General features: G+C 72.9%; 22 protein-coding genes and 1 tRNA gene. 20 read left to right on the top strand and 3 right to left on the bottom strand.

The window, feature by feature from the left end; translation table 11 throughout:
- Positions 1-1,146: a hypothetical protein gene (locus ACF08D_RS09635; RefSeq protein ID WP_392222001.1), complete on the top strand. Its 1,146-nt coding sequence runs from the start codon at positions 1-3 to the stop codon at positions 1,144-1,146.
- Positions 1,147-1,582: 436 nt separating this feature from the next.
- Here ACF08D_RS09635 and ACF08D_RS09630 read toward each other — a convergent pair whose 3' ends face one another.
- Positions 1,583-2,179 carry an acyltransferase gene (locus tag ACF08D_RS09630; RefSeq protein WP_392222000.1) on the bottom strand — a complete coding sequence of 199 codons (597 nt, stop codon included), beginning with the start codon at positions 2,177-2,179 and terminating at the stop codon, positions 1,583-1,585.
- A gap of 268 nt (positions 2,180-2,447) precedes the next feature.
- On the opposite strand from ACF08D_RS09630, the gene rplU reads away from it, so the two are divergent.
- The 12 genes from rplU to ACF08D_RS09570 all read left to right on the top strand — a co-directional run bounded on the left by rplU (position 2,448) and on the right by ACF08D_RS09570 (position 17,691).
- Entirely contained in the window at positions 2,448-2,768 is a 321-nt protein-coding gene (gene rplU / locus ACF08D_RS09625) for a 50S ribosomal protein L21 (RefSeq protein ID WP_168439164.1), read from the top strand.
- 14 nt (positions 2,769-2,782) lie between these two features.
- Positions 2,783-3,040: a 50S ribosomal protein L27 gene (gene rpmA / locus ACF08D_RS09620; protein ID WP_156694431.1), complete on the top strand. Its 258-nt coding sequence runs from the start codon at positions 2,783-2,785 to the stop codon at positions 3,038-3,040.
- Positions 3,041-3,146: 106 nt separating this feature from the next.
- Complete coding sequence (obgE, locus tag ACF08D_RS09615) at positions 3,147-4,583, top strand: GTPase ObgE (protein ID WP_392221999.1); 1,437 nt, start codon at positions 3,147-3,149, stop codon at positions 4,581-4,583.
- A 246-nt stretch (positions 4,584-4,829) separates the two neighbouring features.
- Positions 4,830-6,848, top strand: a complete 2,019-nt coding sequence (locus tag ACF08D_RS09610) for a glycosyltransferase family 4 protein (RefSeq protein ID WP_392221998.1) — start codon at positions 4,830-4,832, stop codon at positions 6,846-6,848.
- Positions 6,849-7,013: 165 nt separating this feature from the next.
- The gene (locus ACF08D_RS09605) at positions 7,014-8,513 is read left to right on the top strand and encodes an SDR family NAD(P)-dependent oxidoreductase (RefSeq protein WP_392221997.1); all 1,500 of its coding nucleotides are present in this window, start codon (positions 7,014-7,016) and stop codon (positions 8,511-8,513) included.
- Positions 8,514-8,777: 264 nt separating this feature from the next.
- Positions 8,778-10,832, top strand: a complete 2,055-nt coding sequence (locus tag ACF08D_RS09600) for a hypothetical protein (protein WP_392221996.1) — start codon at positions 8,778-8,780, stop codon at positions 10,830-10,832.
- 141 nt (positions 10,833-10,973) lie between these two features.
- Positions 10,974-12,161 carry a glycosyltransferase family 2 protein gene (locus tag ACF08D_RS09595; RefSeq protein ID WP_392221995.1) on the top strand — a complete coding sequence of 396 codons (1,188 nt, stop codon included), beginning with the start codon at positions 10,974-10,976 and terminating at the stop codon, positions 12,159-12,161.
- Positions 12,162-12,332: 171 nt separating this feature from the next.
- Positions 12,333-13,448 (top strand): glutamate 5-kinase, encoded by a 1,116-nt coding sequence (gene proB, locus ACF08D_RS09590; protein ID WP_392222347.1) that lies wholly within the window; start codon positions 12,333-12,335, stop codon positions 13,446-13,448.
- A gap of 251 nt (positions 13,449-13,699) precedes the next feature.
- Entirely contained in the window at positions 13,700-14,200 is a 501-nt protein-coding gene (locus ACF08D_RS09585) for a hypothetical protein (RefSeq protein WP_392221994.1), read from the top strand.
- Between the two features lie 253 nt (positions 14,201-14,453).
- Positions 14,454-15,710, top strand: a complete 1,257-nt coding sequence (locus ACF08D_RS09580; protein WP_392222346.1) for a glutamate-5-semialdehyde dehydrogenase — start codon at positions 14,454-14,456, stop codon at positions 15,708-15,710.
- Between the two features lie 87 nt (positions 15,711-15,797).
- Positions 15,798-16,445 (top strand): hypothetical protein, encoded by a 648-nt coding sequence (locus tag ACF08D_RS09575; protein WP_392221993.1) that lies wholly within the window; start codon positions 15,798-15,800, stop codon positions 16,443-16,445.
- 124 nt (positions 16,446-16,569) lie between these two features.
- Positions 16,570-17,691, top strand: a complete 1,122-nt coding sequence (locus ACF08D_RS09570; RefSeq protein WP_392221992.1) for a hypothetical protein — start codon at positions 16,570-16,572, stop codon at positions 17,689-17,691.
- Positions 17,692-17,815: 124 nt separating this feature from the next.
- On the opposite strand, the gene ACF08D_RS09565 is transcribed toward ACF08D_RS09570, so the two are convergent.
- Complete coding sequence (locus ACF08D_RS09565) at positions 17,816-18,946, bottom strand: M48 family metallopeptidase (RefSeq protein ID WP_392221991.1); 1,131 nt, start codon at positions 18,944-18,946, stop codon at positions 17,816-17,818.
- Positions 18,947-19,191: 245 nt separating this feature from the next.
- Between ACF08D_RS09565 and ACF08D_RS09560 the strand changes: the two genes are divergently transcribed.
- From ACF08D_RS09560 to ACF08D_RS09530, 7 genes are all read left to right on the top strand, one after another.
- Positions 19,192-19,353, top strand: coding sequence for a hypothetical protein (locus ACF08D_RS09560; protein WP_167536410.1), 162 nt, complete (start codon positions 19,192-19,194; stop codon positions 19,351-19,353).
- Positions 19,354-19,412: 59 nt separating this feature from the next.
- Positions 19,413-20,033 (top strand): nicotinate-nucleotide adenylyltransferase, encoded by a 621-nt coding sequence (gene nadD, locus ACF08D_RS09555; protein WP_392221990.1) that lies wholly within the window; start codon positions 19,413-19,415, stop codon positions 20,031-20,033.
- Positions 20,034-20,052: 19 nt separating this feature from the next.
- Positions 20,053-21,849, top strand: a complete 1,797-nt coding sequence (locus ACF08D_RS09550; protein WP_392221989.1) for a LytR C-terminal domain-containing protein — start codon at positions 20,053-20,055, stop codon at positions 21,847-21,849.
- 134 nt (positions 21,850-21,983) lie between these two features.
- Positions 21,984-22,448: a ribosome silencing factor gene (gene rsfS, locus ACF08D_RS09545; RefSeq protein ID WP_392221988.1), complete on the top strand. Its 465-nt coding sequence runs from the start codon at positions 21,984-21,986 to the stop codon at positions 22,446-22,448.
- Positions 22,445-23,098 carry a histidine phosphatase family protein gene (locus ACF08D_RS09540; RefSeq protein WP_392222345.1) on the top strand — a complete coding sequence of 218 codons (654 nt, stop codon included), beginning with the start codon at positions 22,445-22,447 and terminating at the stop codon, positions 23,096-23,098. The genes rsfS and ACF08D_RS09540 overlap by 4 nt, the downstream gene beginning before the upstream one ends.
- 73 nt (positions 23,099-23,171) lie before the next feature.
- Positions 23,172-23,244, top strand: a tRNA-Ala gene (locus tag ACF08D_RS09535).
- Positions 23,245-23,584: 340 nt separating this feature from the next.
- Positions 23,585-23,818: a hypothetical protein gene (locus ACF08D_RS09530; protein WP_392221987.1), complete on the top strand. Its 234-nt coding sequence runs from the start codon at positions 23,585-23,587 to the stop codon at positions 23,816-23,818.
- Here the strand turns inward: ACF08D_RS09530 and ACF08D_RS09525 are convergent.
- Complete coding sequence (locus ACF08D_RS09525) at positions 23,797-25,164, bottom strand: glycosyltransferase 87 family protein (protein WP_392221986.1); 1,368 nt, start codon at positions 25,162-25,164, stop codon at positions 23,797-23,799. The two genes, ACF08D_RS09530 and ACF08D_RS09525, sit on opposite strands and share 22 nt — an antisense overlap.
- Positions 25,165-25,303 lie beyond the last annotated feature (139 nt).

Genomic DNA, 25,303 nt, shown 5'->3' with positions numbered 1-25,303 from the left:
ATGGCGGTGTGGTCCGCGCGGAGGTCCAGGCGTCCGGCTGACGCCCCGTCCCGGCGGGGCGCGGCGAGGCCCGGCGGCACCCCGCTCCCCGACTCCTCGCTGCCGGCCACCACCGGCTGGCTGGTGCGCGGCAAGGACGGCCGCCTCACGGCGTACGCCCCGGTCGACGGCGCCGTGCTCCGCTGGACCGAGCAGCACCCGGGCGGACCCGGGTGGACCGGTCCGGAGACCATCCCGGCGCCCGGCATCGAGCCCCACCTCTCCATAGCCCAGGGCGCCGACGGCTACGTCCACCTCGTCGGACTGCGCCGCTCCCGCCTCGCGGACGGCACCCCCGCCACCGACGTGGTCTTCGCCCTCCAGTACCAGTCGGGCCTCGCCGTGCGCGACTGGGCCGTGGTCGGCAACCCCTACCCCGACGACCCCGAGCACGCCGCCCGGATCGGCACGCCCGCGGCGGTCGTCGACTCCGAGGGCTCCCTGCACGTCTTCGTCCGCAACGTGGGCGGCGGGATCTGCGGGCGCTCCTCCGTGCCCTCGGGCAAGTGGAACAAGTGGGCCGACCTCAAGGGCAGCGGGATCACGGGGCCCATCCGGGCGTCGATCACCCCCGAGGGGCTGATGGAGCTGGTCGCGCCCGCCGAGGACCGGGTGCTGCGCTGGACGCAGGAGACCAAGGGCGTGAAGTTCCAGCGGGCGGAGGACGTCCCGGCCCGCCCCGAGGCGGGGTCGCTGTCCTCGGAGAACACCGGCCCCGGGCGCCTCACCCACTACTGGCACGACGCCGACGACGGTACGGTCCGGGCCTGGCGCCCCGACGCCAAGGCCCCGGCGGTCCTCGGTACGGGTGCGGGCACCGGCCCGGTGGCGCTGCTCCGTACCGCCGTGGACGGCCACGACTGCACGATCATGGCCCGCCGGGACGCCGCGACGGGGCGGCCCGCCCTCGCCGCGTACCCCACGGAGGACGAGGCCCTCGGCGCCACCTGGACCCTCACGGGCGACCCCTGCGTGGGCGCCCCGGCCCTGGCCCTCGACGGCCGCGGCCGGGTCGTGATGGCCGCGTTCGCCCCCGACGGCACCCTCCGCATAGCCCGCCAGAAACCCGAACCGGGCCTGGCCCTGGAGGCCTGGACCTCCGCCTGAGCGGCACCCTGGCCGGCGCTGTTGTGCCCACGAGCCGCAGTCGGCCGACGGCCGGGGTGGGGCCGTGCAGGGTCGCCCCCGCAGCGGATCGGCGGCGTCGCACGGTCACCCGACCGGTCGGGTAACCCGCCGACCGCGAGGAGGTGAGCCCGGAGGGGCCCCGCCCCCACCCACCGGCACCGCCCCGGGCGCACCCCAGGAACAGGCACCGCCCCGTTCCGTTGTGCCCACCCGTTCCGCCCCAGCGGAACGAATGCCCACAACGCGGGGGCCCCGTTGTGCCCACCCTCCCCCAAGCTCTCGGCTTCGCTCGAGCAGGGGGGACCCCCATCGCCCCTGCGGGACGACTGCCCACAACGGGAGCGGCGAGGTGACCACCCCGGTTCGGACCCCCATCCGCCCCAGCGGGACGATTGCCCAGGGGCGCGGCCCCTCGTCAGCGCTCCGTGAGCGTGCCGTCCTTCTCCTCGTACAGCGCGCCCGTCTGCGGGCACTCCCAGACGCCCGGCTCCGCGGGGCGCTCCGTGAGCTTGACGCCCGCGCGGCCGACCCAGCCGACCTGGCGGGCCGGGACGCCGACGACCAGGGCGAAGTCGGGCACGTCCTTCGTGACGACCGCGCCCGCGGCGACCATCGCCCAGCGGCCGATCTCCAGCGGGGCCACGCACACCGAGCGGGCGCCGATCGAGGCGCCGTCGGCGATGCGTACGCCCACGGCCTCCCAGTCGCCGCCGCGCTTCTGCTTGAAGTCGGGGTCCACCGAGCGCGGGTTGTGGTCGTTGGTGAGGACCACCGCCGGGCCGATGAAGACGCCGTCGCCCAGCTCCGCCGGCTCGTACACCAGGGCGTAGTTCTGGAGCTTGCAGTTGTCGCCCATCCGTACGCCCGTACCGACGTAGGCGCCGCGGCCGATCACGCAGCCCTCGCCGAGCCTCGCGTCCTCGCGGATCTGCGCGAGCTCCCAGACGCTGCTCCCCGCGCCGATCTCGGCGCTGTCGGCGACCTGTGCGGTGGGCTGGACCCTGTAGTTCACTGTGCTCTGCCTTCCGGCTCCCGGGACTGCGTCTTCGCCCGGCGAGCATACGGCCAGCCGGGTGGCGTCCGGCCGGTTTGACCGGTACGAGCGGGGACCGTAACCTTGACCGTCGGCGTGTTTCCATGCGCGCCAACTCCTGAGCACCTCCCTCCGGGTCCGCGATCCGGAGAGGCCGCTCGTCCCACCCGGACTGTCACGGACCCTCGCCGGTCCGTGCGGGCGGCTGGCATCAGGGGTTCCCGTTCCGAGCGAGAGAGAGATCCGCGTGTACGCCATCGTGCGCAGCGGTGGTCGCCAGCACAAGGTTGCTGTCGGCGACATCGTTGAGGTTGACAAGATTTCCACTGCCAAGGTTGGCGACACGGTCGAGCTCTCGACCCTGCTCGTTGTCGACGGCGACTCCGTGACCAGCGACCCGTGGGTGCTGGCCGGCATCAAGGTCCAGGCCGAGGTCGTGGACCACCACAAGGGCGCCAAGATCGACATCCTGCGCTACAAGAACAAGACCGGCTACCGCCGTCGTCAGGGCCATCGCCAGCAGTACACGGCGATCAAGGTCACGACGATCCCCACGGCTGCGAAGTAAGGGACTGAGGAGACATGGCACACAAGAAGGGCGCATCGTCCACCCGGAACGGTCGCGACTCCAACGCTCAGCGGCTCGGCGTGAAGCGCTTCGGCGGTCAGGTCGTCAACGCCGGTGAGATCCTGGTCCGTCAGCGTGGCACCCACTTCCACCCCGGCTCGGGCGTGGGCCGTGGCGGCGACGACACGCTGTTCGCGCTGCAGGCCGGTGCGGTGCAGTTCGGCACCTTCCGTGGCCGCAAGGTCGTGAACATCGTTCCGACCGCTGCCTGATCCACTTTCGCGGAGGCGGACCTCACTTCCCGTACGGGAAGCGGGTCCGCCTTTCGCGTGTTAGCACGTAAGTCGTACGTCACTGTCGTAACTGGAGGCACAGAACATGACCACCTTCGTGGACCGCGTCGAGCTGCATGTCGCCGCGGGTAACGGAGGCCACGGCTGTGCCTCCGTCCACCGTGAGAAGTTCAAGCCGCTCGGCGGCCCCGACGGGGGCAACGGCGGCCGGGGCGGCGATGTGATCCTGGTCGTCGACCAGTCGGTCACCACGCTCCTGGACTACCACCACTCGCCCCACCGCAAGGCCACCAACGGCAAGCCCGGCGAGGGCGGCAACCGGTCCGGCAAGGACGGCCAGGACCTGATCCTGCCGGTGCCGGACGGCACGGTCGTCCTGGACAAGCAGGGCAACGTCCTCGCCGACCTGGTCGGCCACGGCACCTCGTACGTCGCCGCCGACGGCGGACGCGGCGGTCTGGGCAACGCGGCGCTGGCCTCGGCCCGCCGCAAGGCGCCCGGCTTCGCGCTGCTGGGCGAGCCGGGGCGCTCCGGCGACGTCGTCCTGGAGCTCAAGACGGTCGCGGACGTCGCGCTGGTGGGGTACCCGAGCGCCGGCAAGTCCTCGCTGATCTCCGTGCTGTCGGCCGCCAAGCCGAAGATCGCCGACTACCCCTTCACGACGCTCGTCCCGAACCTGGGCGTCGTCACCGCGGGCTCGACCGTCTACACCATCGCGGACGTGCCGGGGCTCATCCCGGGCGCCAGCCAGGGGCGCGGTCTCGGCCTGGAGTTCCTGCGCCACGTGGAGCGCTGCTCGGTCCTGGTGCACGTCCTCGACACCGCGACGCTGGAGTCCGACCGGGACCCCGTCAGCGACCTGGATGTCATCGAGGAGGAGCTGCGGCAGTACGGCGGCCTCGACGACCGCCCCCGGATCGTCGTCCTCAACAAGGTCGACATCCCGGACGGCAAGGACCTCGCCGACATGATCCGCCCGGACCTGGAGGAGCGCGGCTACCGCGTCTTCGAGGTCTCGGCCGTCGCCCACCTGGGCCTGAAGGAGCTCTCCTTCGCGCTGGCCGAGATCGTCTCCCGGGCGCGCGCGGCCAAGCCCCAGGAGGAGGCCACCCGGATCGTCATCCGGCCCAAGGCCGTCGACGACGCGGGCTTCACCGTCACGCAGGAGGAGGACGGCCTCTTCCGGGTGCGCGGCGAGAAGCCGGAGCGCTGGGTGCGCCAGACGGACTTCAACAACGACGAGGCCGTCGGCTACCTGGCGGACCGCCTCAACCGCCTCGGCGTCGAGGACGAGCTGATGAAGGCCGGGGCCCGCGCGGGCGACGGCGTGGCCATCGGCCCCGAGGAGGACGCGGTCGTCTTCGACTGGGAGCCCACCATGATGGCGGGCGCCGAGATGCTCGGCCGCCGCGGCGAGGACCACCGCATGGAGGCTCCGCGCCCCGCCGCGCAGCGCCGCAAGGACCGCCAGGCGGAGCGGGACGAGGCGGACCGCGAGTTCGACGGCTTCGACCCCTTCTGATCCCTCCGCGCCACCGGAAGGCGCCCGGCCCCCTGTGCGGGGCCGGGCGCCTTGTGCGTGTGCCTTGTGCGTGTGGGGGAGGGTGTGACGGTGGGTGTTCGGCCGGCTGCGGTGGGGTGAGCGGGCGGAATAGCGTAGGAAAATCCGGTTTACATCGCTCCGACCGGACAACCTGTGGCCAAGGATCACCGTCTTGACTCCGGGGGCGGGACCGCAGGTGTCCCGGTTGATTCGAACGGAGCGTTGATGAAGGTCTCCTTCCTCATCCACACCATCTACGGCATCGGCGGCACCATCCGCACCACGCTCAACCTCGCGGAGGAGCTCGCCGGGCGCCACGAGGTGGAGATCGTCTCGGTGTTCCGCCACCGCGACGAGCCGCTCTTCGCGATCGACCCGCGCATCACCGTCGTACCCCTGGTCGACACCCGGCCCGCGTCCCCCGGCAATGAGCAGAAGCACGAGCGGCACCTCATGCCCGCCGAGCACTTCCCGGTGAACGAGGCGCGCTACCGGGAGTACAGCCGCCTCACCGACGAGCGCGTCCGCGACCACTACGCGGGTGCGGGCGCCGACGCCGACGTGGTCATCGGCACCCGGCCCGGACTGGTCGCGTACGTCGCGGCGTTCGGGCCCCGCGACGCCGTGCTCATCGGCCAGGAGCACATGACGCACAACCACCACAAGCCCGCCCTGCGCGCCGAGATGGCCGCCTTCCTGGAGAAGGTCGACGCGTTCGTCACCGTCTCCGAGGGCGACGCCGCCTCCTGGCGGACGCATCTGCCGCTGCCCGGCACCCGGGTGCTGGCCATCCCCAACAGCGTGCCCGAGCCGGTCGTCCCGCCCTCCGACACCTCCGGCACCACGATCGTGGCGGCCGGGCGGCTGGCCTCCGAGAAGCAGTACCACGTACTGATCGAGGCGTTCGGCAAGGTCGTCGCCCAGCGCCCGGAGTGGACCCTGCGCATCTGCGGGTGGGGCAACGAGAAGGACCGGCTGCGCCGGACCATCGACCGGCTCGGCCTCTACAACAGCGTCCACCTCATGGGGCCGCGCTCGCCCATCGAGCCCGAGTGGGTCAAGGGCGCCGTCGCGGTGTCCACCTCACGCCACGAGTCCTTCGGCATGACGCTGGTCGAGGCGATGCGGTGCGGCCTGCCGGTGGTGTCCACCGACTGCGACTACGGGCCGCGCGAGATCATCGAGGACGGCGAGGACGGCGTCCTCGTCCCCGTCGGCGACACCGACGCCATCGCCGCCGCCCTGCTCCGGCTCGTCGACGACCCGGAGCTGCGGCGCCGGATGGGGGCCGCCGCCCGCGCCAACGCCCGGCGCTTCGACCCGGGCCCCGTGGCCAAGCAGTACGAGGAGCTGTTCGCCGAGCTGGGCGCCGCCGCCACCCACCGCGCGGGCGCCCACCCCGGCCCAGCCGCCCCCGGCGCCGGCACCGTCGCGGACTGCGCGGTCGCCGCCGACGGCACCGTGACCGTGACGCTGCTCACCCCGCGTGCGGGCGCCCGGCTGGTGGCGGGCGGCCACACCTTCCCCCTCGACGGCCACGGCACCGCGACCGTCCCGGCCGGCACCCCGTTCGCCGAGGGCGTCCACCCGGTCCGGCTGGAGCCGGCCGGGGGCGGCGGGCCGCTCCCTGTCACCACCCGGGCGATCGACCAGCGCGGCGCGATGCGCGCGGCCGGGCGGACCGTCCCGGGGGAGCCGGTGCGCCAGCTCGTCCCGTACACGAAGGGCGGCGCCCTGCACCTGCGCTCCTGGGTGCGCCCCGGCCACGCGGAGGCCGGCGACGTCCGGATCGAGGACGGGACGATCACGCTGACCGCCCGGCTGTACGGCACGGCGGCCGTGCCCGGCGCCGAACCGGTCCTGCTGCTGCGCCGCCGGGGCAAGGCCCCGCTGGAGCTGGCCTTCCCGGGGACGGCGGCCGGGGGCGGCGGTTTCCGGTTCGCCTTCTCCTGCACCGCCCCTGCCGCCCGGCAGCAGGATGCGCACGATGTGTGGGACCTGTGGCTGCGGCCCGCCCCGGACGCCGGGCCGGTGCGCCTCGCCCGCGTCCTCGACGACGTCGTGGAGAAGGGCTCCCTCTTCCCGTACCCCGCCGTCGAGCAGCGCAAGAAGCACCCGCTGGGCCCGGTCCGCGACGTGCTCGGGAAGCTCACGGGCAGGCCCCGCGAGCGGGTTCTGATCAAGCTGTTCCACAGCGCCGCCAACGATCTCGTCCTCAGCGTGGCCGACAAACCGGCCGCGTGATGTCGCTCACCGGGCCCCGCTCCGGCGCCCGTCCGCTCTCCCTGGCCACACGGTGAACACCAGGTGTCCCGCGGGTGCGGGGCGCCTTCTGTCCGCCTTGCGAGACGGTAACGGAGAGTGCGACCATCAGCCCCGTCCCCCAGTCGTCGCAAGGTAGGTCGTTCTGTGTCAGCGCCGCATGAAGCCAAGACCCGCACCACAGCTGTCGTGCTCGCCGGCGGTACCGGCCAGCGCGTGGGTCTCGCGATCCCGAAGCAGCTGCTGAAGATCGCGGGCAAGGCGGTCATCGAGCACACGCTGACGATCTTCGAGCAGGCCGAGTCGGTCGACGACGTGATCGTGCTGATGGCGCCGGGTTTCGTGCCCGACGTGGAGAAGATCATCGCCAAGGCGGGACTCACCAAGGTCACCCGCGTCATCGAGGGCGGCGCCACCCGCAACGAGACCACCGAGCGCGCCATCGAGGCGCTCGGCGAGGGCCTCGCCGAAGGTGAGGACCTCAACGTCCTCTTCCATGACGCGGTGCGGCCGCTGCTGTCACAGCGCGTCATCAAGGACTGCGTCGACGCCCTCGACCGCTACCAGGCCGTCGACGTCGCCATCCCGTCCGCCGACACCATCATCGTGACCCGCACCCACGGCGAGGACGGCGAGTTCATCACCGACGTCCCCGACCGCTCCCGCCTCCGGCGCGGCCAGACGCCGCAGGCGTTCAAGCTGTCGACGATCCGGCGGGCGTACGAGGTCGCGGCCGGCGACCCCAACTTCCAGGCGACCGACGACTGCAGCGTCGTCCTCAAGTACCTGCCGGACGTGCCGATCTACGTCGTCGCGGGCGACGAGTACAACATGAAGGTCACCCAGCCCGTCGACGTCTTCATCGCCGACAAGCTGTTCCAGCTGGCCTCCACCGCCGCCCCCCGCCAGACCGACGAGGCCGCCTACCGCGAGCTGCTGTCCGGCCGGACCCTCGTCGTCTTCGGCGGTTCGTACGGCATCGGCGCCGACATCGCCGCCCTCGCCGAGCGGTTCGGCGCCACGGTGTACGCGCTGGGCCGCTCCACCACCGGTACGCACGTCGAGAACCCCGAGCACGTCGAGGAGGCGCTCGCCAAGGCGTACTCCGAGAGCGGCCGCATCGACTACGTCATCAACACGGCCGGCGTCCTGCGCATCGGAAAGCTCGCCGAGACCGACACCGCGACCATTCAGGAAGCGCTGAACGTCAATTACCTGGCGCCCGTGCAGATCGCGCGCGCCGCGTACAAATACCTGGTCGAGAGCAAGGGCCAACTCCTGCTCTACACCTCCTCCAGTTACACCCGCGGCCGCGCCGAGTACAGCCTTTACTCCTCGACGAAGGCCGCCATGGTGAATCTCACCCAGGCCCTCGCCGACGAATGGGCCGGCGACGGAATCCGGGTGAATTGCGTCAACCCGGAGCGCACCGCCACCCCGATGCGCACCAAGGCGTTCGGCCAGGAGCCCGCCGGCTCGCTGCTGTCCTCCGAGGCCGTGGCCCGTACGTCGCTGGACGTCCTGCTCTCCGAGCTGACCGGCCACGTCATCGACGTACGGCAGCAGGACCCCACCCGGGGCGCCGGTGAGGCGTCGGGCTTCGAGCAGGCCCTCGCCTCGGTACTGGACCGACAGGAAGATGTGTAATACTCACCAGATGTGCTCTTCGGGCCTCTGTGTCGCCATGTGCGAATGCAGAGGCCCGAGTTCGTGAAACACCAGCCATAAGTCTTGCGTAAAGCCGGCCCGTGAAGTCCCCCACCTTCACGTGACCGATGTCCATGTGAAAAAACCGGCACCCCCTCCTGGAGCAGGTTCTTCGTGATTTCGACCGCCATTCGCCTGGCACGCGTGGGCAGTGCGGCAGAGCTGGCCGCGGCAGCCCTCATGGGACTGGCTTATCCGTGCGTGATGCTCGCCGCCCTCCTGCCGAACCTCTGGTTCTTCGCGGCCGCCGGTGCCGTCACCTACCTCGCCGACTGGTACCTGCACCAGAAGAACAGCTACCTGATCAACCGGCTGAGCAAGGTCAGGGCCGGCCTGTCGATCCGCTTCCTGCTGCGCCAGCTCCTGCTGATCCTCCTGCTCGCCCGCGAGGGCCTCGCCGAGCAGCCGGTGTTCTACGCGGCGGTCGCCTGCTTCCTGCTCTTCTACGGCCTCCAGGCCCCGCAGGGCGCCCTCGCCACCCTGATCCGGCTGCGCCGCACCATGCCGGTCGTCACCCGCAACATCGACCTCAACGCGGTCCGCATCCCCGACGCCCCGCCGCACGCGCTCCTCAGCCGCTCGGCCGAGAAGATGCTGCACCTCGACATCCCCGCCATGGCGGGCGTGATCGCCGCCGTCGCCACCGGCCGGGAGGCCATCGGGTACGCGGGCGTCGCCACCACCCTCGCGCTGGGCCTGCTCTACACCCTGGTCCTCGTCCCCCACCTGCGCCGCCGGCGCCGGGTGCCCGGCGCGGGCGCCGTCCTCAAGGCGGTCGGCACCTGGCTGGGCGAGTACCAGCCGACGGTCGCCCTCTACTTCTCCGGCTCCGACGACTCCGCGTACCAGGTCAACATGTGGCTGGAGACGATGGAGCAGACCGAGGGCCGCCCGCTGATCATCATGCGTGAGCGCACCCTGGTCCCCAAGCTCAACCCCACCTCGGTGCCGATCCTCTGCGTCCCCGGCGGGCAGCACCTGATGGCCATGGACTTCTCGTCGGTCCGGGTCACCCTGTACGCGGCCAACGTCGGCAAGAACATCCACATGCTGCGCGTCCCGACCATGAAGCACGTCTTCATCGGCCACGGCGACAGCGACAAGCTCGCCAGCGTCAACCCCTTCTCCAAGGTGTACGACGAGGTCTGGACCGCCGGCCGGGCCGGCCGCGACCGGTACGCCCTGGCCGACGTCGGCGTCCGCGACGACGACATCGTCGAGGTGGGCCGCCCGCAGCTCGCGCCGATCACCACCTGGACCGGCACCACCCGGAACCCGATCCCCACCATCCTGTACGCCCCCACCTGGGAGGGCTGGGACAACAACCCCGGCAACACCTCGCTGCTGCTGGCCGGCGAGAACATCATGAAGCGGCTGCTGGACGCCCCGCACCCGGTGCGCGTGATCTACAAGCCGCACCCCTTCACCGGGCTCGTCAACAAGAAGGCCAAGGCCGTCGACGAGCGCATCCAGAAGATGGTCGCCGCCGCCAACGCCGCCCGCGCGGGCGACCCGCGCTGGGCGCGGGAGGCCGCCGCCGCCGAGTCCGCCCAGGCGGAGGCCCGCGCCGAGCTGACCCGTATCGAGACCCGCCTCGCGCGGCTCACCGCACCCGGCCGCAAGGGCGGCGACGAGGCCGAGGAGTCGCGGGTCTCCCTCGCCGACCCGGAGCGCCTCGCCACCATCAAGCGGCTGCGGGCCGAGTGGAACGACGCCTACTGGCGCTCCTTCGGCTGGTGGGAGCACCGCGCCGTCACCGGCCCGGAGCCGGTGCTCTACGACTGCTTCAACGAGGCCGACGGCATGGTGTCCGACATCTCCAGCGTGGTCTCCGACTTCATCGCCAGCGGCAAGCCGTACGCGGTGACGGACTCCGCCGGGCTGGGCGCCGACGAGTTCCGGCGCCAGAACACGGCCGTCCGGGCCGCGGTGATCCTCACCAACAGCGCGGCCGAGCTGGACGAGCTGCTCGCCGCCGTCGCCGACCCGGCCGCGGACCGGCTGGCCGCCGAGCGCGGGCGGCTCAAGCGGTACCTGCTCGGCGCCGACGAGCCCACGTCCATCGAGCGGTTCAACGCCGCGGTGCGGACGCTGACCGCCCGGGCGGAGGCCCGCAACCAGGGCGTCGCGCAGCGGCTCGCCGGCCAGCGGCTCGGCGAGCTGGACCAGGAGGCCGACGGCGCGGGCGCCGAACCCCCGGGCGCCGCCCTCGGCACGGTGGCCGAGAAGGGCGCGGAGGAGGCCCCGGTGGCCACCTGAGCCCCGGCACCCCTCGCGTAAAGCGTCGTCCTCCCGCGTACAGCGCGGACGTACACCCGGCGGCCCGTAAGTCCCTCGTCCGAGGAGCACTTACGGGCCGTCGTGCGTGCCGTCACTCCCCGCGACGGCCCCCCGGGCACCATGACGGACGTGAACGAGAACACTCCCGATGTCAGCGTGATCATCGGGGCCTACGAGGCGATGCCCTACCTGGTGAAGTGCCTCGCGTCGGTCGAGGCCCAGACGCTCGGCGCCGACCGCATCGAGATCGTCGCCGTCGACGACGGCTCCACCGACGGCACGGGGGAGTACCTGGAGGAGTTCGCCGCCCGCTCCAAGGTCGGCACCCGCGTGGTGCGCCAGGCCAACTCCGGCGGCCCCAGCGGCCCCCGCAACACCGGACTCGCCCTCGCCCGCGGCCGGTTCGTCTTCTTCCTCGACGCCGACGACCACCTCGGCGAGGAGGCCCTGGAACGGCTCGTCGCCATGGCCGACCGGGCCGGCACCGACGTGGTGCTCGGCCGGACCATCGGCGTCAACCGCAACGCCGCCAAGTCGATATGGAAGGAGACCGTCGAGCGCGCCGACATCTACCGCTCCAACGTCAAGTACACCCTCAGCGCCCAGAAGCTGTTCCGCCGCGAGCTGCTCGCCGCCCACGGCATGCGGTTCGACGAGTCGCTGCGCACCGGCGAGGACGCGCTGTTCACCCTGGAGGCGTACCTGCGCGGCAACGGGGTCTCGGTGGTCGCCGACTACACCTGCTACTACCTGGTCGGCCGCGAGGACGGCAAACACCTGACGAAGACCGGGGGTTACGTCCCCCGCTTCGACTCGGCCCGCGCCCTGATGCGCCTGATCGCCGCGCACGTACCGCCCGGCGAGCACCGGGACCTGCTGATGATGCGGCCGTTCACGGTCACCCTGCTGCCCCAGTTCGGCCCCGTGGTCCTGCGCCAGCCCCGCGACATCCTGCTCGCCAAGATGGAGCTGGCCGCCCCGCTGATGGCCGCGCACTGGACGCCCGGACTGGCCCGCCGCCTCAAGACCGAGGACCGGCTGCGCCTGACGTGCGTGGCGCTGGACCGGCCCGGCGCGCTGCTGGACATCGCCGCCTGCCTCCAGGAGGGCGCCGAGCCGGAGCACGTGCGCCGGTGGGGCCGCACCTACCTGGCGTACCCGCACTTCCGCGACCCGGCGGCGGGCATCCCCGACGCGGCGTACCAACTGCGGGACGCCCCCGGCGCGTTGACCGCCGTACGCCGCCGGGCGCGGCGGCTCGCGGGCCGCGCCCTGCGCCTGGCCGGCCGGCCCCGGACGGCCGGCTGACCGGCCGCCGGACGCGCATCGGGGTCGTTCCGGGGGCGTTCCGGGGGCGTTCCGGGGGCGTTCCGGGGTCGTTCCGGGCGGGGTCCGGGCGCTGTCCAGCGGCTGGAATGCGCGCGCGCCGGACCGCGCCGCTGACATAGATTTTCCCTTGTGACAGTGGCAAGGCAGTACGTGACGGAAGCCCGCAGGATCGTCGTCAAGGTCGGTTCCTCGTCCCTGACGACCGCGTCGGGCGGGCTCGACGCCGACCGGGTCGACGCGCTCGTCGACGTACTCGCCAAGGTCCGCGGCGAAGGCGACGGCGGGGCCAGGGAGATCGTCCTGGTCTCCTCCGGCGCCATCGCCGCCGGGCTCGCCCCGCTCGGCCTGGCCCGCCGCCCCAAGGACCTGGCCCGGCAGCAGGCCGCCGCCAGCGTCGGGCAGGGGCTCCTCGTCGCCCGCTACACCGCCTCCTTCGCCCGGTACGGCGTACGCGTCGGCCAAGTGCTGCTCACCAGCGACGACACCAGCCGCCGCGCCCACTACCGCAACGCCTACCGGACCCTCGACCAGCTGCTGGCCATGGGCGCCGTGCCGGTCGTCAACGAGAACGACACGGTCGCCACCGACGAGATCCGCTTCGGCGACAACGACCGGCTGGCCGCGCTCGTCGCCCACCTGGTGCGGGCCGACCTGCTGGTGCTGCTCTCCGACGTGGACGGGCTCTACGACGGCGACCCCTCCCGGCCCGGCACCTCCCGGATCGCCGAGGTGCGCGGACTGGCCGACCTGGAGGGCGTCGAGATCGGCTCGGCCGGCAAGGCCGGGGTCGGCACCGGCGGCATGGTCACCAAGGTCGAGGCGGCCCGGATCGCCGCCGCCGCCGGGGTACCCGTCGTCCTCACCTCGGCGAGCCGCGCCGCCGACGCCCTCGCCGGCCGCGACACCGGCACGTACTTCCGCCGCACCGGCCGCCGCTCCGCCGGCCGGCTGCTGTGGCTGGCGCACGCCTCCACCCCGCAGGGCGCCCTGGTCCTGGACGAGGGCGCGGTGCGGGCGGTCGTCGAGGGCCGCAAGTCCCTGCTCCCCGCGGGCGTCGCGGCCGTCGAGGGGGAGTTCGGCGCCGGGGACCCGATCGAGCTGCGGGACGCGGAGGGCCGGGCCGTCGCCCGGGGCCTGGTCAACTTCGACGCCCGGGAGATCCCGCAGCTGCTGGGCCGGTCCACCCGGGACCTGGCGAAGGAGCTGGGCCCGGCGTACGAGCGGGAGGTCGTACACAGGGACGATCTCGTCGTGCTCCAGCCCTAGAGCGCCCCTAGAACGGCTGAAACTCCCGCCATCCGCCGGAGACCTTCACCAAAACGGCCCCATGTGCCGCGCAGGACTGGTCAACTTTGTCTCAGGGGTAAGCGGGGAGAAGGCACCACGACGCACGCGCGCCGGCCCGGAACGCGACGCACGACGACGTACGACGACGCACGACAACGCTTCACGAGGCACGACGTTCGACGCACGACGACGCACCACGACGCACAAGACGCACAAACAGGAGGCCGCCGGTGAGACGAGCGCGCCCAGGGGCTCTGCCCCGAGGGACGGCCGAACGCGCCTTGACGAGTGTCGAGGCCGGGGCCGACTTCGACGAAGCCGCCCTCGACGGCGGCGCGGCGGCCCGGCAGGGGGCGGGCGCACCGGAGCGGCGCACCCCGGACCGCCCGCTGTCCAAGCTCTGGCACATCACCCTCAGCGTCTCGGGCCAGGAGGCCCCGCTGCAGGACGTCAGACGGGCCCTGGAGCAGCTCGCGCACGACCACCCCTTCCTGCTGACCAGCCGGTACGCCGGGAACCACGCCGAGATCCGGTACTGGGAGGAGGCGCGCGACCTGCACGACGCCGCCGCCGTGGCCCTCCGGCTCTGGGGCGAGCACCGGCTGAGCGCCAACCTCCCGCCCTGGGAGATCGTCGGCCTGGAGGTCATCGACCGCGAGACGTACCACCTGCGGATCGCGGAGGGGTACGGCCCGCCGCCCGCCGCCCCCGTGGGCGTACACCCCTACTGACGGCATCCCCTGCTGACGGCATCCGCGCAGGTCACCGGGGTGCCGGGGTGGTGCGGCCCGGCCCCGGGCGCCGCAGGTCACCGGGGTGCCGGGGGGTGGTGCGGCCCTGCCCCGTGCGCCGGGCGCCGTCTCGCAGTGCGGGATATGGGAAGGATGCCCGCCGGGAGCGCATTACGCTGCGAGTATGACCTCGTCGCACGCCTCCGCCTCCTCCACCCCGCCCGTGACGCCCTCGGTGACGCCCCTCGACGACATGACGCCCGTCGCCCGCGCCGCCTACCGGGCGAGGTCCGCCTCCGCCGAAATCGCGCCACTCCCGCGCGCGGCCAAGGACGACGCGCTGCTCGCGATCGCGGACGCGCTGGAGGTCCGCACGGCCGAGATCGTCGAGGCCAACGCCGAGGACGTCGCCCGGGCCCGCGAGGCCGGCACGAGCGAGTCGATCATCGACCGGCTGACGCTCACCCCCGAGCGGGTGCGGGCCATCGCCGCCGACGTCCGGGACGTGGCCGCGCTGCCCGACCCGGTCGGCGAGGTCGTCCGCGGCTCGACCCTCCCCAACGGCATCGACCTGCGGCAGGTCCGCGTCCCCCTCGGCGTCGTCGGCATCATCTACGAGGCCCGGCCCAATGTGACCGTCGACGCCGCCGCGTTGTGCCTGAAGTCCGGGAACGCGGTGCTGCTGCGCGGCTCGTCCTCCGCGTACTCGTCCAACACCGCCCTCGTACGGGTCCTGCGCGACGCGGTCGGCGGCGCCGGGCTGCCCGCGGACGCCGTACAGCTCGTGCCCGGCGAGTCCCGCGACTCGGTCCGCGAGCTGATGCGCGCCCGCGGCCTGGTCGACGTGCTGATCCCGCGCGGCGGCGCGTCGCTGATCCGCACGGTCGTGGAGGAGTCCACCGTCCCGGTCATCGAGACCGGCACCGGGAACTGCCATGTGTACGTCGACGCCCAGGCCGACCTCGACATGGCCGTCGACATCCTGATCAACTCCAAGGCGCAGCGCCCCAGCGTCTGCAACGCCGCCGAGACGCTCCTCGTCCACCAGGACATCGCCGACGCCTTCCTCCCGCGCGCCCTCGACGCCCTCGCCGAGGCCGGCGTCACCGTCCACGCCGACGAGCGGGTGCGGTCCTACGCCGGTGCCTCCAAGGCCACCGTCGTGGAGGCCACCGCCGAGGACTGGGAGACCGAGTACCTGTCGTACGACATCGCCGCCGCCGTGGTCGACTCGCTGGACGCCGCCGTGGCGCACATCCGGCTGTGGACCTCCGGCCACACCGAGGCGATCGTCACCACCTCCCAGGCCGCCGCCCGGCGCTTCACCCAGCTGGTCGATTCCACGACGGTCGCGGTCAACGCCTCCACCCGGTTCACCGACGGCGGCCAGTTCGGCTTCGGCGCCGAGATCGGCATCTCGACCCAGAAGCTCCATGCCCGGGGACCCATGGGCCTGCCGGAGCTGACGTCGACCAAGTACATCGTCACCGGCGACGGTCACACCCGGTAGCCGCCGCCGGGCCGGGCCGCCCCGGACGGGCGGGCGGAGTTCGCACTCTCCCTGTCCAGAACCACCGCCTCGGTCTACCCTGAAGACGTGCCGGACGACGTGGGGGGCAGGCCGTTCCCGGACGGCTGGGAGCCCGACGACGACCGCGGGGGCGCCGACGAGGACTTCGCCTCCGTGGTGTTCGACGAGGACTTCGTCCGGGCGGCCCTCTTCCACGAACCGACCGCCGTGGACCGGCTGTTGGCCGCCGCCCAGGCGCGCGCCGACGCCGAGGCGGCCCGGTCCGGAGCGGGCGGCGGGGCCGCCGACGACGATCCGTACGACCCCGCCGACGAGGCGTACGACGGCTTCCACCACGAGCGGTACCCCGACGGGTACGGACCCGGCGCCCGGCCCGGGCGGTACGCCGGCGGATACGGCCACGCCGCCGGTGAGCCCGGCCCCTACGGCGCCCACGGCGGCGCCCTGCGCCCCTACCGGCCCAGCTCCCGGTGGCACCGGCCGGTCGCCTGGATCCTCGCCGTGGTGATGGGCGTCGGCATGGTCGCCCTCGCCTTCGCCGCCGTCTACCGGGGCTCCTCCTCCGGCGGCGACGGGGAGGTACCGGCCCCCGCGACCAGCGGCATCGACACCCCGCCGCCCGGCCCGGCACCGGCCGCGCCCGCGCCGGGCTCCGGCCCCACGTCCGCCGGCTATGGCGTCCTGCCCGTGCCCGCGGCCTCCGGGACGCCCTGAGCCGTCCGGCACGCCTCCGGAGCCCGTCCGGCACGCCTCCTGAGCCCCTCCGTACCTGAGCCCATCCGTACGCTGTCGCGCACCGGAGCGTTTACCGAAGGCCCGTACGACCCACCCTCAAGGTATGGCAGGCCGCGACGACCCGCCCGAGGGGACCCCCGAGGGGGTCCCCGGCGGCGGTGAGGACGAGTACGGGTCCGTCGTCTTCGACGAGTCGTTCGTCCGGGCTGCCCGCCTCCAGGAGTACTCCGCGCGCGAACGCCTGGGCGAGCACACCGACGCCGTGCGCAGCCGCCCCGCCTGGGGCGCCGGGTACCCGGACCCGGCCCCGGGCCCCGGCTCGGGCTCCCGCTCCCTCAACGGCGCCCTCGCCCTCCTGCTGGTGCTCGTCGTGGCCTTCGCCTCCGTCTTCTTCCTCAGCGCCCGCAACGCCCCGCCGCCCGCCGGCGACCGGCGCGCCGAACCCCTGCGGGCGGCCGTCGTGCCGCTCGCCCCCCAAGGCGCCGTCCCGGGCGGGACACCCGAGGAGCTGTACGCCCGCAGCCCGGCCGCCCAGTTCCGCCGGGGCGCCGCGGGCATCACCCTGCCCGCCGTCCGGCGCACCGCCCACTTCTCGGAGAGCCAGGTGATGACCGCCCTGAGCACGGTGAAGGACTATCTGGTGCTCTCCTCCCTCGACCCGGACGTGCTGACCGGCCACGCCGTGCGCCAGGTGCGGCTGCTGCTCGACCCCGACCAGATGGAGCAGTTCGACCGGAGCGTCGAGAGCCCCTCCGACGACGGGCGGCACGCGGCGACCGGCTGGCTCGTCCGGTTCGACCCGGCGGAGGTGGCCCTCGCGGACCCCACCGCGCGCGTCCGGGGCACCCTGCGGGTGGACGAGCCGCAGCCGGACCTCCTGGAGGTCTCGTCCGACCACACGCTCGTCTACGCGGTGCGCCCGGCCGGGACCGGACGGGACGCCCCGGCGTCGCTGTTCACCGTGCGGCGCGAGATGACCTTCCGCCTCGACCGCGAGGACCTGCGCATGCACCGGGCGGAGGTGCTGGCCGGCTGGGTGCGGGCGGGCCCGCAGTCCTGCGCGGACGACCCCTCGGACGCCCTGCACCCGCTGCCGGCCGGCCGGCGGGCGCCCGCCCCGGCGGGGCCCGCGGTCACCGACCCGTACGCCACCGGGGACCGCGGCGCCCTCGCCCTCTGCGGCGCCCTGGCCCCGGACGCCCAGCCCTCCCGGCCGGGCGCCTGAGCCTGTCGCCCGGGCCCGGCGGGGGGCGGGGCCGGGGGTGGGGCCTGTCGCCGGGGCGGCTGGCCCGGGCCCTGGGGTGCCTGAGCCTGTGCCCGGGCCCCCGGGAGGGGCGGTCCCGTGACGCCTACGCCCGGCCGGTGCCGTCACCCCCGGAGCCGCCCGAGCCATTGGCACCGCCCGAGCCGTTGGCACCGCCACCCGAGCCGTTGGCGCCGCCCGTGAAGCGGTCGCGCAGCCGGCCGCCGAGGTCGCCCGCGCCGCCGGCTATGTCGCCGACCAGCTTCATCAGCGGATCCTTGCTGCCGCGCACCGTCTCGGCGTAGTGCGAGGCGGACTCGCGGAACGAGTCCGTGACCGAGGTGTCCTTGTCCTCCGAGCGGCGCGGGTAGTGGCCGTCCATGATCCGCTGGTGGTCGCGGCTCTCGGCCCACTTCTTCAGCTCGGCCGCCCGCACCGTGGTGAAGGGGTGCGAGCGGGGCAGCACATTGAGGATCTTGAGGACCGAGTCGCGCAGGTCGCCCCCGGCCTCGTACTCCTCCGCCTGCTCCAGGAACGCGTCCACGTTCATCTCGTGCAGGTGATTGCCGCCCGCGATCTTCATCAGGCCGCGCATCGAGGCCCTCAGGTCCTGGCCCACCAGCAGACCCGCCCGGTCGGCGGACAGCTCCGACTTGCGGAACCACTCGCGCAGCGCGGTCACCATCGCCATGATCGCGACATTCCCGAGAGGGATCCAGGCGACCTTGAGGGCCAGATTGGTGAGGAACAGCAGCACCGTGCGGTACACCGCGTGGCCGGACAGGGCGTGCCCCACCTCGTGCCCGACGACCGCGCGCATCTCCTCCTCGTCCAGCAGCTCCACCAGCCCGGTGGTGACGACGATGATCGGCTCGTCCAGGCCGATGCACATCGCGTTGGGCTTGGGGTCCTGCGTCACGTACATCGCCGGGACCTTCTCCAGGTCCAGGATGTAACAGGCGTCCCGCAGCATGGTGTTGAGGTGGGCGAACTGCGCGTCGCTCACCCGCACCGAGTCCGACAGGAACAGCAGCCGCAGGCTGCGCTCCGGCAGCAGCCCGCTCAGCGCCTTGAAGACGGTGTCGAAGCCGCTGAGCTTGCGCAGCGCGACGAGCGCGGACCGGTCCGCCGGGTGCTCGTAGGCCCGGGACGAGATGCCCGGGAACCTCCGGCGCTGCCGGCTCGGCGCCCGGTCCTGCCCCTGCCGGTCGTGATGGTCGTGACCGCTGTCGGTCATGATTGCCCCCTCCTCGTACGAGACCGTGCCTCGTCCCCCTGACGGCCCCCAGCGTAGGCGCTGGAGCCCCGGCGCGGCCGGGCCTGTGGACAACCGCGGAGGCCGCCCCCGCCCGCCCGGATCGCACCGCCAGGACGCCGCGACTCCGACGACAACGACTGAGTCGGCGTGAGCGTGCCCGGACGGCCCGCATACGATGTGCGCGAAGTCTCCGCTCCGACTCCGATGGATAGGTCCTGCCGAAGATGAGCCTCCCCACCACCGCCGCCAGTCTGGTCACGCTCGCCCAGGGCGGCGAGCACGCCGACCGCCACGCCAGCCTCAGCCCGTACATCACCGGTGGCGGCGCCCTCGTCGTCCTGCTCCTGCTGCTGTGGATCACCACCCGCTTCAACCGCGACCGCTGAGCCGGCTCCCGGCGACCGCCGGGACCGCCCGCGGCGCCCTGCCAGTAGGCTCTGCACGCATGGGAGACCAGCACGTGCCCACCACCTCCGGTAAGCGCCGACTCGGCGTGATGGGTGGGACATTCGACCCGATCCACCACGGACACCTGGTGGCCGCCAGCGAGGTGGCCGCCCTGTTCCACCTCGACGAGGTGGTGTTCGTGCCGACCGGGCAGCCGTGGCAGAAGAGCCACAAGGCCGTCTCCCCGGCGGAGGACCGCTACCTGATGACGGTCATCGCCACCGCGTCCAACCCGCAGTTCTCGGTCAGCCGCATCGACATCGACCGCGGCGGGCCGACGTACACCATCGACACCCTGCGGGACCTGCGTGACCTCAATGAGGACACGGACCTGTTCTTCATCACCGGGGCGGACGCGCTGTCCCAGATCATGCCGGGCTGGCGCAACGCCGAGGAGCTGTTCTCCCTCGCCCACTTCATCGGGGTGACCCGCCCCGGCCACGACCTGTCGGACGACGGTCTGCCCGAGGGCGGGGTCTCGCTGGTCGAGGTGCCGGCGCTGGCCATCTCGTCCACCGACTGCCGGGCCAGGGTCGCCGCGGGCGATCCGGTCTGGTATCTGGTGCCGGACGGCGTGGTGCGCTACATCGACAAGCGCCAGCTGTACCGGGGCGAATGAGCCACGGAGAGGGGCACCGGTGAACGACCAGCAGAACCCGTACGACCCGTACCAGCCGCCGCAGCCGCAGATCGTCGGCTACGACGCCTACGGGCAGCCGGTGTACCAGCAGTACCAGGACCCCCAGTACCAGGAGCCTCCCTACCAGGAGCCCCCGTACCAGGACCAGCAGTACCGGGACGCGCAGTACCAGGAGTCGCAGTACCAGGAGTCGCCGTCGCAGCGGTACGACCCGTACGCGCAGCACCAGCAGCACCAGCAGTCCTACGGCTACGACCAGTACGGCGGCCGGCAGCAGCCCTACGACCCGGCGTACCCCCAGCAGGGGTACGGCTACGAGGGCTACGCCGCCCCCGGGTACGACACCGCGCCCCCGCAGCAGCAGCCGCACCCGCAGCCGCCGCCGGCGGAACAGTCCGTACCCCGGCAGGTGCCGCGGCCCCGGCCGGACGAGACCGCCCCGGAGCCCGCCGGCCCGCCCGCGTCCGCCACGCCGTCCCCGTCCGCCGCCGTGCCCGGACAGCGCAGGCCCGCGGCGGCCGGGGCGGAACCGGACCGGGAGTACCGCACCGAGCAGTTCTCATTCGTGGAGGACCCCGACGAGGACTCCGAAGACGTCATCGACTGGCTCAAGTTCAGCGAGAGCCGTTCCGAGCGCCGCGAGGAGGCCAAACGGCGCGGTCGCAACCGGCTGGTCGCCCTCGTCGTCGTCCTCGCCCTCGCCGCCGCCGGCGGTGTCGGCTACCTGTGGTCGGCCGGCCTGATCCCGGGGGTCTCCGACGACACCACCACCCGCGGCGGCACCGCGAGCGGCCCCCAGAAGCGGGACGTCATCGTCCTGCACCTGCACAACACCAAGAACGAGGAGACCTCCACGGCGCTGCTGGTGGACAACACCACCACCAAACAGGGCACCACCGTCCTGCTGCCGAACTCCCTCTCCGTGGCCCAGGACGACGGCACCACCACCACGCTCGCCAAGTCCGTGGACGACGACGGCTCCGCCGGCACCAGGGAGGCCGTCGGCGCCCTGCTCGGCACCAGGATCACCGGCACCTGGCGGCTCGACACCCCGTACCTGGAGAACCTGGTCGAGCTGGTCGGCGGCATCGAGGTCAGCACGGACACCGAGGTCCCCGGCGCGAAGAAGGGCGACGCGCCCCTCGTACCGAAGGGCGAGAAGCAGACACTGAACGGCCGCATGGCCGTCGCGTACGCCACCCACCGCGGCTCCGGCGAGGCCGAGGCCGCGCAGCTGCAGCGCTTCGGCCAGGTCGTCCAGGGCGTCCTGCGCAAGATGCCGAGCGACCCGCAGTCCGCGACGGTCACCGTCCAGACGCTGGCGCAGATCCTCGACCCGTCCCTCCCCGAGAAGGACCTGGGCGCCTCCCTCGCCAAGCTCGCCGAGTACGCCAAGGTCGGTGACCACAAGACCGCCCTGCTGCCCGTACGGGAGGACGGCACCCTCGCCGAGGAGGCCACGGGCGGTGTGGTGAAGGACATCCTGGGCGGTTCGGTCAGCCCGCCGGACCAGGGCGCGGCCGTCCGGGTCGGCGTCCGGAACGCCTCCGGGGAGCAGGACGCCACCGAGGCGGCGCGGATCGCGCTGATCAATGGCGGGTACGCCGTCGTGGACGGCGGCACGGCCGGTACGGAGTCGTCCTCGCAGGTCACCTACGGGGACGCGGCGCAGAAGGTGAAGGCCGAGGAGGTCGCCAAGACCCTGGGGCTGCCCGCGAGCGCCGTCACGAAGGGCACTGCGACGGCCACCGCCGACGTCACCGTTGTCCTCGGGCAGGACTACGAGGCGGGGTAGCGGACGGGCCGCCGTACCGGGTCACGGGCCACCGTCCGGGAGCGCGGGCGGTGGCCCGGAAGTAAGGGTTTGCCGGGCCGTCGGCGGTGCATGAGACCCTGGGAGTGTTCTGGACCGCCGACGAAAGCCTGCATGTGACCGCCACCGATCGCTCCATCGAGCTCGTGACCGCCGCCGCCCAGGCGGCTGCCGACCGGCTCGCGCACGACATCATCGCCTACGACGTCAGCGACGTGCTGTCGATCACCGATGCCTTCCTGCTCGCCTCCGCGCCCAACGACCGCCAGGTCAAGTCGATCGTGGACGAGATCGAGGAGCGGCTGAACAAGGACCTCGGCGCCAAGCCGGTCCGCCGTGAGGGGGACCGCGACGCCCGCTGGATCCTGCTGGACTACGTCGACATCGTCGTCCACGTCCAGCACAGCGAGGAGCGTGTCTTCTACGCCCTGGAGCGGCTGTGGAAGGACTGCCCCGAGCTGCCTCTGCCCGAGGACGCCGTGAAGACCCGCGGCAAGGCGGAGGAGCACGCCCGGCTCACCGGCGTGGACGGCGCCGAGGGCGCGGCCGGTCCGGCCGCCTCGGACGGTGAGCTGAGCTGAACGGCAGCAAGGGCGGCAGGGGCCGCCGGATCGTCCTCTGGCGGCACGGCCAGACCTCCTGGAACCTGGAACGCCGGTTCCAGGGCACCACGGACATCGAGCTGACGGACGCGGGCGTCGCCCAGGCGCGCCGGGCGGCCCGGCTGCTCGCGGCGCTGAAGCCGGACGCGATCATCGCGTCCGACCTCCGGCGCGCCTCCGACACGGCGGCCGAGCTGGCCGCGCTCACCGGTCACCAGGTCCACCACGACCCCGCGCTGCGCGAGACGTACGCGGGGGAGTGGCAGGGCCTGACCCACGAGGAGATCGTCGGGCGGTACGGCGAGCAGTACGCCGCCTGGAAGCGCGGCGAGCCGGTGCGGCGCGGCGGTGGCGAACTGGAGACCGAGGTGGCCGACCGGGCCGCCCCCGTGGTGCTGGGCCACGCGGAGAAGCTGTCCGACGGCGGCACGCTCGTCGTGGTCAGCCACGGCGGCACGATCCGCACCACCATCGGCCGCCTCCTCGGCCTGGAGGCGCACCACTGGGAGGGCCTCGGCGGCCTCACGAACTGCTGCTGGTCGGTGCTGGGCGAGGGCGCGCGCGGCTGGCGCCTGCTGGAGCACAACGCCGGAACGCTCCCCGAACCGGTCCTCGGCGACGACGACTGACCCGGATTTCACTTTCCGGCTGGTCACAGGCTAAAGTTCTTCTTGTTCGCAGCGCGGAGCGCGAAGAACACGAGGGGCTATAGCTCAGTTGGTAGAGCGCCTGCATGGCATGCAGGAGGTCAGGAGTTCAATTCTCCTTAGCTCCACAATCACCGGATCCCGTCCCCGCAAGGGGGCGGGATCCGTGCGTTGCGGGACCTGCCGCTTCCCGCCCCGTGATGCCGGGCCCACCTCGTAACCCCGCTGATACTGCTGCCGGACCGTGGCAGAATCGGACGGCCGGAGGGGGACGTCGGTCCGGACGGGAGGGAGTGCGCGATGGCGGCCAGCAGCTTCGGGGAGACACCCGACCCGCTCGCCGCGGCACGGTCGCGTACCGGCCTGAGCTGCCCGTCGTGCGGCTCGTCCCACGTCGCCCAAGTGCTCGGTGACAATGGCGGAGTGTCCTATGTGTGCACGTCCTGCGGCCACTGCTGGAGCTGATTGATGGGTGCGCACAGGCGGAAATGCGACTGGTGCGGCAGCGGTACGCCGATCGTCCGCGACATGGACCCGGTCAACGCCCGGTACCAGTACTGGTGCGAGGAGTGCGCCCGGGCGCTGATCATAAAAGGCGACCCCATCGAGACCTACCGGGAGCTCGAGGGGGAGCCCATCTACGGGCGCCTGCTGGACGAGCACTGCACCCTCAAGCGGTTCTACTCCTTCGCCACGGCCTGAGCCGTCACGCCCCGAGCCGCCGCGCCCTGAGCCGGTACATCCTGAGCCGGTACATCCTGAGCCGGTACATCCTGAGCCGGTACGCCCTGAGCCGATACGGGCGGGGCCTCCGTGTCCGCCACGGCACCGCCGGCCGGGCGGTCTTCCCGGGCCGTACCGAGCGCGCCGGACCCCGACGCGTACAACAGGGCGAGCCCCACCAGCGTGTAGAGCCCGGACAGCAGCATCTGCCAGCCGTTCTGGTGGAGTTCGAGCCGTACGGGCGCCGGCGCGTGCGGCACCCACCACAGGGCGAACGACGCGAACACCAGAGCCGTCGCGGCCGTCCACACCGGCCGCACCCGGGTCGCCAGCAGGACCAGGGCCGGCACGCACCACACCCAGTGGTGCGACCAGGAGATCGGGCTCACCAGCAGAGCCGTCGTCGCGCACGCCACCACCGCCACCGGCCGGTCGCCGCGCAGCGCCGCCCGGACCGCCACCGTGAGGCCCGCCACACCGACGACCACGGCCGCGATCAGCCACCACACCCCCGGGTCGGTGGTGTGCAGCAGCCTGGCCAGCACGCCGTTGAGCGACTGGTTCGCGGTCTCCTCCTTGCGCCCGACCCGGCTCGTCTCGAAGATCATGTGGGTCCAGAAGCGGCGGGAGTCGTACGGCAGGACGACGGCGGACGCCACCGTCACCGCGACGAACGTGCCGGTCGCCGTCGCCGCCTGCCGCAGCCACGGGTTCCACCCGGACCGGAATCCCCCCGCACGCGCGCGTACCACCCCCACGGCGACCAGCAGGACCACGAACAGCCCCGGTGTGAGCTTCACCGCCGTCGCCAGCCCGATGCCCACCCCGGCCCAGCGGTTGTTCTCCCGCCGGGTCAGGTCCCACAGCACCGCCACCGCGATCAGCAGGTTGATCTGCCCGTACCGCAGGGTCGTCCACACCGGCTCGCACCACACCAGGACCGCCGCCGCCCACAGCGCCGTACCCGGCCGGTCCCGGCCCACCAGGCGCAGCGACAGGTGCACCAGGGCGAGGAGCAGCAGCAGGTTCCCCGCCGTGGCCAGGGTGCGCATCTCCGGGACCCCGAGCAGCGTCAGCGGCGTGAACAGCAGTGCGGCGAACGGCGGGTAGGTCGTCGGCAGGTTGGCCGACGTGGCGCGCATCGCGTACAGGTCGCCGCCGGCCAGGACGGTCTCGCCCTCGGCCCGGTAGACGGACAGGTCGAGCATGGTCACGTTCGCGGCGCGCTGCGCCATCCAGAAGGCCGCGAAGGACAGCAGACAGGCGGCTATGGCGGCGAGGGGCAGCTCCCGCAGGCGCGCCCGGAGGGTGGTGGAGACGGTCACAAAGGGCGACGCTACCGGCCAGAGCCCTACCGACCGTAAACGATTTGGTGAATCACCGGGGGAACCGTGTAATGTTCTCTGTGTCGCCGCGAGGGAAGCCCGCGAGGGAGACCCGGCACGGAGGAGACTCCGGCGCAGG

The sequence above is a fragment of the Streptomyces sp. NPDC015131 genome, from assembly GCF_043079975.1.
Taxonomy (GTDB): Bacteria; Actinomycetota; Actinomycetes; order Streptomycetales; family Streptomycetaceae; genus Streptomyces.
This window is presented reverse-complemented; position numbering and strand designations above follow the sequence as displayed.

What these genes read in the sequence shown, in the direction of transcription:
- ACF08D_RS09635 (WP_392222001.1), top strand. Translation starts at nt 1, where the DNA reads ATGGCGGTGTGGTCCGCGCGGAGGTCCAGGCGTCCGGCTGACGCCCCG.
- rpmA (WP_156694431.1), top strand. Translation starts at nt 2,783, where the DNA reads ATGGCACACAAGAAGGGCGCATCGTCCACCCGGAACGGTCGCGACTCC.
- obgE (WP_392221999.1), top strand. Translation starts at nt 3,147, where the DNA reads ATGACCACCTTCGTGGACCGCGTCGAGCTGCATGTCGCCGCGGGTAAC.
- ACF08D_RS09610 (WP_392221998.1), top strand. Translation starts at nt 4,830, where the DNA reads ATGAAGGTCTCCTTCCTCATCCACACCATCTACGGCATCGGCGGCACC.
- ACF08D_RS09600 (WP_392221996.1), top strand. Translation starts at nt 8,778, where the DNA reads ATGCTCGCCGCCCTCCTGCCGAACCTCTGGTTCTTCGCGGCCGCCGGT.
- ACF08D_RS09595 (WP_392221995.1), top strand. Translation starts at nt 10,974, where the DNA reads ATGACGGACGTGAACGAGAACACTCCCGATGTCAGCGTGATCATCGGG.
- ACF08D_RS09580 (WP_392222346.1), top strand. Translation starts at nt 14,454, where the DNA reads ATGACGCCCGTCGCCCGCGCCGCCTACCGGGCGAGGTCCGCCTCCGCC.
- ACF08D_RS09570 (WP_392221992.1), top strand. Translation starts at nt 16,570, where the DNA reads ATGGCAGGCCGCGACGACCCGCCCGAGGGGACCCCCGAGGGGGTCCCC.
- ACF08D_RS09565 (WP_392221991.1), bottom strand. Translation starts at nt 18,946, where the DNA reads ATGACCGACAGCGGTCACGACCATCACGACCGGCAGGGGCAGGACCGG.
- ACF08D_RS09560 (WP_167536410.1), top strand. Translation starts at nt 19,192, where the DNA reads ATGAGCCTCCCCACCACCGCCGCCAGTCTGGTCACGCTCGCCCAGGGC.
- nadD (WP_392221990.1), top strand. Translation starts at nt 19,413, where the DNA reads ATGGGAGACCAGCACGTGCCCACCACCTCCGGTAAGCGCCGACTCGGC.
- ACF08D_RS09530 (WP_392221987.1), top strand. Translation starts at nt 23,585, where the DNA reads ATGGGTGCGCACAGGCGGAAATGCGACTGGTGCGGCAGCGGTACGCCG.